The sequence below is a fragment of the Pseudomonas sp. FG98 genome, from assembly GCF_057808595.1.
Genome location: NZ_JBMDIJ010000143.1, coordinates 1 through 8,175 on the forward strand (window position 1 = coordinate 1; position 8,175 = coordinate 8,175).

General features: G+C 64.9%; 8 protein-coding genes. 1 reads left to right on the top strand and 7 read right to left on the bottom strand.

The genetic code is table 11. From position 1 onward, the window contains the following. Nucleotides 1–98: 98 nt before the first annotated feature. The 5 genes from ACODSK_RS31695 to ACODSK_RS31715 all read right to left on the bottom strand — a co-directional run bounded on the left by ACODSK_RS31695 (nt 99) and on the right by ACODSK_RS31715 (nt 4,980). Nucleotides 99–1,616 carry an amidase gene (locus ACODSK_RS31695; protein ID WP_489021970.1) on the bottom strand — a complete coding sequence of 506 codons (1,518 nt, stop codon included), beginning with the start codon at nt 1,614–1,616 and terminating at the stop codon, nt 99–101. An 88-nt stretch (nt 1,617–1,704) separates the two neighbouring features. Further along, nucleotides 1,705–2,337 carry a nitrile hydratase subunit beta gene (nthB, locus tag ACODSK_RS31700; protein ID WP_489021972.1) on the bottom strand — a complete coding sequence of 211 codons (633 nt, stop codon included), beginning with the start codon at nt 2,335–2,337 and terminating at the stop codon, nt 1,705–1,707. After that, nucleotides 2,321–2,962 (bottom strand): nitrile hydratase subunit alpha, encoded by a 642-nt coding sequence (gene nthA, locus ACODSK_RS31705; protein ID WP_489021974.1) that lies wholly within the window; start codon nt 2,960–2,962, stop codon nt 2,321–2,323. Before nthA ends, nthB begins: the two co-directional genes overlap by 17 nt. Nucleotides 2,963–2,988: 26 nt before the next feature. Then, nucleotides 2,989–4,029 (bottom strand): phenylacetaldoxime dehydratase family protein, encoded by a 1,041-nt coding sequence (locus ACODSK_RS31710; protein ID WP_489021976.1) that lies wholly within the window; start codon nt 4,027–4,029, stop codon nt 2,989–2,991. A gap of 54 nt (nt 4,030–4,083) precedes the next feature. Then, nucleotides 4,084–4,980 (bottom strand): transporter, encoded by an 897-nt coding sequence (locus tag ACODSK_RS31715; protein WP_489021977.1) that lies wholly within the window; start codon nt 4,978–4,980, stop codon nt 4,084–4,086. A gap of 371 nt (nt 4,981–5,351) precedes the next feature. Here ACODSK_RS31715 and ACODSK_RS31720 point away from each other — a divergent pair, with 371 nt between their 5' ends. Continuing rightward, nucleotides 5,352–6,365 carry an AraC-like ligand-binding domain-containing protein gene (locus ACODSK_RS31720; protein WP_489021979.1) on the top strand — a complete coding sequence of 338 codons (1,014 nt, stop codon included), beginning with the start codon at nt 5,352–5,354 and terminating at the stop codon, nt 6,363–6,365. 13 nt (nt 6,366–6,378) lie between these two features. Here the strand turns inward: ACODSK_RS31720 and ACODSK_RS31725 are convergent, their stop codons facing one another. Then, nucleotides 6,379–7,389: an MsnO8 family LLM class oxidoreductase gene (locus ACODSK_RS31725; protein WP_489021981.1), complete on the bottom strand. Its 1,011-nt coding sequence runs from the start codon at nt 7,387–7,389 to the stop codon at nt 6,379–6,381. A 69-nt stretch (nt 7,390–7,458) separates the two neighbouring features. After that, nucleotides 7,459–7,923 (bottom strand): Lrp/AsnC family transcriptional regulator, encoded by a 465-nt coding sequence (locus tag ACODSK_RS31730; RefSeq protein ID WP_489021983.1) that lies wholly within the window; start codon nt 7,921–7,923, stop codon nt 7,459–7,461. Nucleotides 7,924–8,175 lie beyond the last annotated feature (252 nt).

The window sequence follows — 8,175 nt, forward strand, 5'->3', positions numbered from 1 at the left end:
CAACAAATGTGGGAGCCGGCGTTGCCGGCGATGCGCCGCGCGGGCGGCGCTCGATTTCATGAACACTGCAAGAGTCAAGACCTACAGCTGGCAGCCCCTCAGCGTGCCCTCCAGTCAACCGCCTGCTCGAACGCCTGCGCGGCCCTATAGATCTGCGCTTCATCGAATTGCCGGGCAACCAGTTGCAAGCCGATCGGCAGCCCGTCATGCATACCACAAGGAATCGACATCGCCGGGTGCCCGGTCGCATCGAAACCACAGGTGTTGCCGAGCATTTCGAAGGCGCGTCCGAGAACGTCCTCGACCGGGGCGCCGGCCTCGGGCAACGGCGTTGCGCGCAGCGGCAGGGTCGGCATAAGCAGCAGGTCGAAACTGCTGAACAGGACGTCGTAGGCCAGGCGCAGATGGCGCGCGAGGTTCTGCGCCTTGGCATAGTACTGCCCCTGGTAACGGCGGTTGATGTACTCGCCCAGGATCATAGTGGTCTTGACCGTGTCGGGCAGTTCGTCGGCACGTTCGCGCCAGCGGGCATGGGCCTTGATCATGCCGGTCAGGTACAGCCCGCGCCAATTGAAGCCATGGCTGTTGCCTTTCATCATTTGCGCGGTGGCACCCTCGGCGGCGATCGCCAGCCAGATGGCCGGCCCCTGGTTGTGCATGGGCAGGGAGACCTCTTCGACCCGCGCTCCCAGGGTACGGAAGACCTGTGCCGCGTCGCGCACGGCCTGGTCCACGACCGCCTCGGAGTTGGCCTGGCCGAAGCCTTCGCGCAGCACGCCGATTCTCAAACCCGCCACGCCGCCGGACAGTGCCGCGACGTAGCCTCCCGGCCGGCACAGGCCGGTCTGCCGTGGATCGAGGCCATCCACGCCGGCCATGGCTTCGAGCATCAGCGCGTTATCGCGAACGCTGGCGGTAATCGGGCCAAGATGGTCGAGGGTGCTTTCAATGGGCATGGCGCCGGTGTAGGGCACCAGGCCGTGGGTCGGTTTCATCCCGTACACGCCGCAGTAGGCCGCGGGAATGCGCACCGAGCCGCCCTGGTCGCTGCCCACCGCCATGTCGGCTTCGCCGGCCGCGACCAGGGCCGCCGAGCCTGACGAGGAGCCGCCTGCCGAGTAGCCGTGGCGCAGGGGGTTGTGCACCGGACCGCTGGCCGAGGTGTGCGAGCCGCCGGAGAAGCACAAGGCTTCGCAGACGGCCTTGCCGGTAATGATGGCGCCGGCATCGAGCAGGCGGGTCACCACCGTGGCGTCGGTTTCCGGCACGTAGCCGTCGAGGGTGAAGGAACCGTTGAGCATCGGCAGGCCGGCGACCGCCACGTTGTCCTTGATCACCACGCGCTTGCCCGCCAGCGGGCCGGCTGGCCGGCCCTGGATCAGTGTCTTGCACTGCCAGGCGCCCAGCGGGTTTTCTTCCGGCGTGGGTATGCTCGGGGCCTGTCGTGGATAGTCTGGTCGGGGCGTGAAGTCAGCCAACTGGTCCAGTTGATCGTAGGCGTCGAAGTTGGCTTGCAGCGCTGCGTGGTAGGTCTCCAGCAACGCACCGCTGAGGTGGATGCCCAGGTCGGCGGCGATCCCGGCGAGTTCGTCGGTATCGGGTCTATGGATTGCCATGTGCTGTTTCTCGCTGAGTGTTGAAGAAAAAGGGTGGGGCGATGCATGGGCGTTCCGTGCCGGACCTCGCCACACCAAAAGCTGTTCGTCAGGCCGGGAGCAGGTAGCCGCCGAACAGGTCCACGACCACCGTGCCGCTGTCGGCACCCTCGCCCCACAGCTCTTCGGTCGTGAACAGGACGTGGTAGGTCGGCTCGGATGGGCTTTGCAGGCCATGCCCGACGGCGTCGGGGAAGGGCCAGGCATGGCCGGTGCGATGGATCACCACGCCGCGTTTGTTGCGCACATAGCCCGGCATGCGTATGTGCCCGGCAACGAATTCGTCACGCACCTGGACGCGGTCGCCCACCTCGAATGGCGTTGCTCCAGTGCGCGCCTCGCGCCCTGGTCCTTGTGCCAGGGCCAGTGGATAGGCCCCGCCGACCAGCTCGGCCAGACGCTCCTGACGCAATGCACCCTTTTCGACGAACAGCGTCGCGACGCCGATGACGATGCGGTCGTAATAGCTGGAGGCCAGGTAATGGCGCGGTTCCATGCGCTCGATGGCGTGGCGCAGCTCATCGACGTTGAACAGGCCCAGCTCGCCGGCGCCGAGAAACAGCAGGCTGTAACCCAGATGTTCCCAGTCCTCGTGGAACACCGGCAGGTAACTCAGGCTGTTGGCCCGGTGTGGCACCGGGCCGAAGCCCTGCTTGCCGCCCAGATCATGAATGCCGTCCATGTTCTGCCTCCTTGACCGATGCCTGGGTGACGCCGACTTCAGGCAGGGCGATGCCGATCAGCACGTCCTTGGTCACCAGGCTGGCGAGTGCTTCTTCGCTCCAGCCTTCGGTGCCTTGCGGACGAACGGGCAGCACCATGTAGCGGGTTTCGGCGGTGGTGTCCCAGACGCGGATGCCGACCTGCGCAGGCAGGTCGAGGCCCATCTCGCGCAGCACCGTGCGTGATTCGCGCACGACCCGCGAGCGGTACTCGAAGCTCTTGTACCAGTCCGGCGGCAGTCCCAGCACGGGCCAGGCGGTGCAGGAGCACAGGGTGCAGACGATCACGTTGTGCAGGGTCGCGGTGTTTTCCAGCGCGACGATGTACTCCCCTTGGGCGCCGGTGTAGCCGAACTGGTCGCAGGCCGCCGTGCCGTCGCGCAGCAGCAGCTCGCGGTAGTTCGGGTCGATCCAGGCACGGGCCACGACCCGTGCGCCATTGGCGGGGTCGAAATCGTTTTCCATGACGTCGGTGAACTGTTCGATATAACCGTCCGGGATCAACTGCTGTTCCGCCAGCGCCTGCTTGAGGGCGTAGGCGCGTTCGGCCGCCGTCACGATCGGAGTGGGAGTGGGCTTGTTCATGGTGGGTCTCCTTGTTGCCGATGGGGTCAGGCGCCGCTCAGCAAGCCGGTGCCAGGGTGGCAATTGATGTATTCGAACTGCTGGTCCTCGGCCCGCAGCACGCTGACTTCGTGATAGCCCTTCCACTTCAGCTCGCCTTGGAGGCTTTGCACCATGCGCATGAAGGTGCCGAAGATCTCGATATGGGTCGGGTGCGACTCGGACCAGCGTTCCAGATGGGAGAGGGAGCGCCAGTGGCTGACCGAGAAGCTTTTTTCCTCGCGCTGGCCGCGGGCGTCGAGGTGCTGCATGTAGCGGTTGCTGTAGCAGCCCACCTGGCGTCCGTCATCGCGCAGGAAATCCATGCCGGCCCGCAGCACCGGTTCCATCTGGCCCAGGTACAGCTCGCGTTCCTGGCCCTGGGTCTGCGTCCAGTCCTGGCCGGAGCGGATCACCACCAGGTTGTCATGGCCGCTGACGCGGATCCGGCGCGGGGTGCGGGTGGCCTTGAGTTCGCCTTCGGGTTGCATGGCGTCGGTCTGCGAGAGGGGGATGCGGTCACGCATGGAGCCCCAGTAGCCATGCTCCTGGATTTCGTCGCTGCGCGTGCCCATCACCACGCCGACGCCTTCCATCCCTTCGGGCATGGCATACAGCGTTTCGAAGCGCTCGACCGGCGGCGTCAGCACCTCGCGAAAGTAGCCCAGGCCATCGTCGCCGAGGGTGTCGCTGTCCCACCAGGCGTTGACCTGCTCACTGGACTGCCAGCGCAGGAAGGCTTCGGGGCTGTCCCAGTACGCAATGGCGACCATGTTGTCGTAGCCTTCGGCGTCGACGTAATGGGCCAGGTCGTGGTGGCGCGGGCCACCGTCCAGTGCCAGCATCCCGCAGATCCGGCGCAGCCCCGAGCAGACTGCGCCGAGCTGGTGCTGGCCTTTGCCCTGCACGCCGAAGTAGGCCATGACGTAGTGGGTGATGGCCGGGTCGGCGCGACCGACCCAGGCGGGGAAGGGCGGGGTGTAGTCATCGTCGATCCGGCGCGCGCGCAGCCGGGGGCACATCAGGTGCTTGTCGATTGCAGATTCCATGATCGGGCCTCACGGTTTGTCGTTGTTTTCGTTGTCGTCGAACGGCGTGGCGGGCTAGAAGATGTGCGCGTAGCGCAGGTTCAGCCGGAAGTCTTCGCGAGGGCCGTTTTCCACTGCCAGGTCGCGGCCGAGCTGCAGTTGCAACTGGTCCTTGGCGGTGAAGAAGCGCGTGGCGGTGAAGCGCAGGTTGGTGGTGCGCAGCTCATCGTCGCGGTCAACGCCGTCGACCTCGGTTTCGCCGCCCCAGATGTGGCCTACGCCGACACCCAGTGCCGTGGCCGGATCGGGCATGTAGCGGGCCATGAGCTGGGCGCTGTAGCTCATCTTCTGTTCGAGGTTGGCGGAGCTGCTGCCGAAGTCATCGTTCTTGCCGTACCAGATGGCATCGCCGACCAGGTCGACCGCCCATTTGTCCGAGAAGTGCTTGATGTAGGCGCTCTGGAAGTCGACCTTCCAGCGGTTCTCGCCGAGGTTGAGCGCATCCTTGTTGTCGTAGCTGCCGCTGGGGACGTAGAGGTAGGCGTTGAGGCTGAAGGTGTCGCGGGCGCTGTTGAGCAGCCACTTGATCGGCGCGGTCAGGATCAGGTCGCCGGTGCCGCTGGCATCGCCCAGGGCGGATGCATCGCCGTTGCCCGAGACATGGCCGAAGGGCAGGAGGAACTGCGGGTCGATGGTCACCGTTTCGCTCAGTTGATGAACGTGGAGCAAACGCAGGATGCCGATGTCCGAGGTGAGGTTGAAATCCGAACTGGCCGAACGGCCATCGGCGCGCAGTGCATCGGTGGTGGCGTGCTGGTAGTAGACGACACCGATCGTTGCGCCCGCAGGGTATTGCTCGTAGTCGCCCGGGGCGACTTCCACCGCGCCGGCATTCAGGGACAGACCGCTCAGGACCAGGCCGGCAGCGGTACATCTGCCCGCGTCGCACAGCAAGAAGCTCGTTGTTTTCATCGTAGCGCCCAGGAAGTGAAAGCCTTGGCAGGCTTGTGTCGTCGTTGTCCGCCCTCGATTGGCGACGGTGGTACGAGTGCAGGGCCTGGCTACAACGGCCCTGCAGCTCGTTGGCCATAGCATGGGAGACGGTCTTTCCGGGTTCTTGGCTGAGACGGAACAAAAGCTGTGCTGCAACGGCCCTGCGTCGTGTAGCAGTAGCAAGGCTGCCGTTAGTGGCGTATGAAGAGTCTGAAACCCGTGAAAGCCGATCTGCTCGATTCGAGCCAAGGCCCCAGCAAGGGGAGAGGGCGGGCAACACCACGATTCATCCTGCCAATAATCACAACAGGGGTGTATCCGAGATGAATATCGAGTCACCTGGAGTACCCGTGCGCGGCAGGTCCGCCAGCGGGCAAGGTTTGACGCGAACGGACTGGGCAAGCGAGCGCATCGACATTGCCACCTTGAGCGCCAGCTCCCATGAGCGGGTCGACTATTGGCGGGAAATGATCCTGCGGCTCTTTGCCGACGTCGAGATCGGCGCGCTGGCGGTTCCCGAATTCCATGGCCGGGTGCGCTCGCAGAAATGCGATCTGCTGCGGGTGAGTGATGTCAGCGCTTCGGCGCAGTCGGTCAACCGGCGCCATCTGCATGCGCGCAGCCGTGACGAGGACAAGTACTTTGCCGTTCTGATGTTGCAGGGCCAGGAGTGCCTGGAGCAGGGCGGCAACCGCACGGTGATCTGTCCCGGCGAGTTTTCCATCTACGACGCGACCCGACCCCATTATCTGAATTTCCAGCAGGACTGGCGGCAGATCATCGTCAGCCTGCCCAGGTCGAGCCTGAACCACCTGGTTCCCGACATGGAATGCCGCACCGCCACGCGGGTTTCGCTGGATACGCCGACGGGCCGGGTATTGCGCTCGTTCCTGGAGACGCTGTGTGCCCAGGTCGGGGAGTTTTCCTGCCAGGAGATGGCGCGTCTTTCCGAGTCCGCCGTGCACCTGATCGCCCTGGCGCTGGGCACTTCACACACCGGTGACCCGGAGCACTCCCGCACCCAGGCGCTGACCCTGATGCGGGTCAAGGTCTATATCAACGACAACCTGGGCGACCCGACCCTTGGCGCCGAGCAGGTCGCCATGGCCAATGGTCTGTCGAGCCGCTATATCGCCAAACTGTTCGAGCGCGAAGGCAGCTCGCTGATGCGCTACGTCCTCAGGCGCCGCCTTGAGCGGTGTGCCGCCGAGTTGCTCAATCCGCTGCACGCCGGGAAGCGTATTTCCGAGCTGGCATTTGCCCTCGGGTTCAACGACCTGTCGCATTTCAGTCGTGCATTTCGGGCGTTTCATGGTGTCTCGCCCACGGAGTGGCGGGAGGCCAACGGGCGCAATAGCAGTTGATGGCGCTCCGTGGTTACAGCAACCCTTCGCCCAACAGCCGGTAACTCTCCAGCCGCTCCTCGAAGCGCCAGGTCACCGTCACCACGCCGATTTCCTCGCAACCGAAGTCGGCGGCGATCTGCTCGATCCTGGAGCGGCAGGTCGCCGGCGAGCCCACCACCATATCGGCCAGGGTACGGTCGAACTCCTCGCGTTCCTCGGTGTTCATTCGCTGGTAGCGCTCCTGCACCTCGGCAGGGGACAGCAGCGGCTCACGTGCTTTGCTGCCCGCCATCATCTTGCGATAGACCGCAGTGCCGGCGATAAACCGCGCCTCTTCATCCGACGCTGCACAGATCACCGCCAGGGCCACCAGGCGTGGCCCGGGTGCGCTCCGCCCGGATTGGCGCAAGGCCGAGTCGTGCTGCTGGAAGATCGCCGGCGAGCAGGTGGCCGGGGCGATGAATTTCGCCAGGGCCAGGCCCATGCCCAGTTGCCCGGCCAGGGCCGAGCTGCCGCCGCCCGAGCCAAGCATCCATAGCTGTGGTCGGCTGGCGTCATCGGTGGCGCAGGCCAGGCTGGCGAAGCTGTGGGACGGCGGAAAATCCCCGCGCAGGTAAGCACACAGTTCAGCGGCTTGTTGCGGGAAATGATCCTGCTGCGAAGGCGGGCGCGGGGCGGCCAGGGCAATCGAACTGAGCAGGCTGCCGCCCGGGGCGCGGCCGATGCCCAGGTCGATGCGGCCGGGGAACAGTGCGCCGATCAGGGCGAAGGTTTCCGCCACCTTGTACGGGCTGTAATGGCTGAGCATCACGCCGCCGCTGCCGATGCGCATGCTGCGGGTGGCGCTGGCGATGCGGGTCAGGAGGATTTCCGGCGCCGTGCCGGCGAAGTGCATGCTGTTGTGGTGCTCGGCCAGCCAGTAGCGGTGGTAGCCCAGGCCCTCGCAGGCGATGGCCAGTTCCACCGAGGTGGCGAGGGCAGTCACTGCGCTATGGGGGTGGTGGATGGGCGTCTGGTCGATCACGGTGAGTTTCAGGGACACGGCATCGGTTTCCGTCTGGGGCTTAAAAGGATTTAGTGCACATGTTAACTAATTTGCAGTCGTTGCTGTCTACACCGGCAGTTCGGTGGTCAGCTTGATCTTCTCCATCGGCACTTCGGTCTTGACGTTCTGCACCACGCTCAGGCTGGTCAGGTGGGCGATCTGGAAGCGCCGGTAGGCTTCCAGGTCGGCGGCTACCACGCGCAGCATCAGGTCGCAGTCGCCGGCCATCACATGACACTCCACCACTTCCGGCAGCAGGCGCACCGCCTCGACGAAGGCCTCGGTGGTTTCCTGGTCCTGGCGCTTGAGCCAGACCCGCACGAACAGGGTCAAGCCTAGCGATACCTTGGCCGGGTCGACCAGGGCGACATAGCGCTCGATCACTCCGGCATCCTCCAGCAGGCGTACCCGGCGCAGGCAAGGGGAGGGCGACAGGCCGACCTGGCGTGCCAGTTCCTGGTTCTGCAGGCGGCCGTCCCGTTGCAGAGCGCGCAGGATGCGGCGGTCGATGGCGTCGAGCTTGATTGGCATTGGGGGCCTCGAAAACGGAAAACATGGCAGCAGATGCCAAATCCTCGACCTTGTTCGGCAACTACGCAACCCGATTTCAGCGCTGGGTTGGAATAATTCACTCCATCGCCGGCAAGCCGGCTCCCACAGGTTCCAGGCCAGCCACAAGACCTTTGGCCTAGCACCAACCCTGTGGGAGCTGGCTTGCCAGCGATGACCATGGGTATCTACACAACTTCAGATCAGCCATGAAGCCACAGGCCGCCGAGTACC

Excerpts from the sequence above, each read along its gene's own strand:
- ACODSK_RS31715 (WP_489021977.1), bottom strand. The coding sequence starts at position 4,980 with ATGAAAACAACGAGCTTCTTGCTGTGCGACGCGGGCAGATGTACCGCT.
- ACODSK_RS31710 (WP_489021976.1), bottom strand. The coding sequence starts at position 4,029 with ATGGAATCTGCAATCGACAAGCACCTGATGTGCCCCCGGCTGCGCGCG.
- ACODSK_RS31730 (WP_489021983.1), bottom strand. The coding sequence starts at position 7,923 with ATGCCAATCAAGCTCGACGCCATCGACCGCCGCATCCTGCGCGCTCTG.
- nthA (WP_489021974.1), bottom strand. The coding sequence starts at position 2,962 with ATGAACAAGCCCACTCCCACTCCGATCGTGACGGCGGCCGAACGCGCC.
- ACODSK_RS31695 (WP_489021970.1), bottom strand. The coding sequence starts at position 1,616 with ATGGCAATCCATAGACCCGATACCGACGAACTCGCCGGGATCGCCGCC.
- nthB (WP_489021972.1), bottom strand. The coding sequence starts at position 2,337 with ATGGACGGCATTCATGATCTGGGCGGCAAGCAGGGCTTCGGCCCGGTG.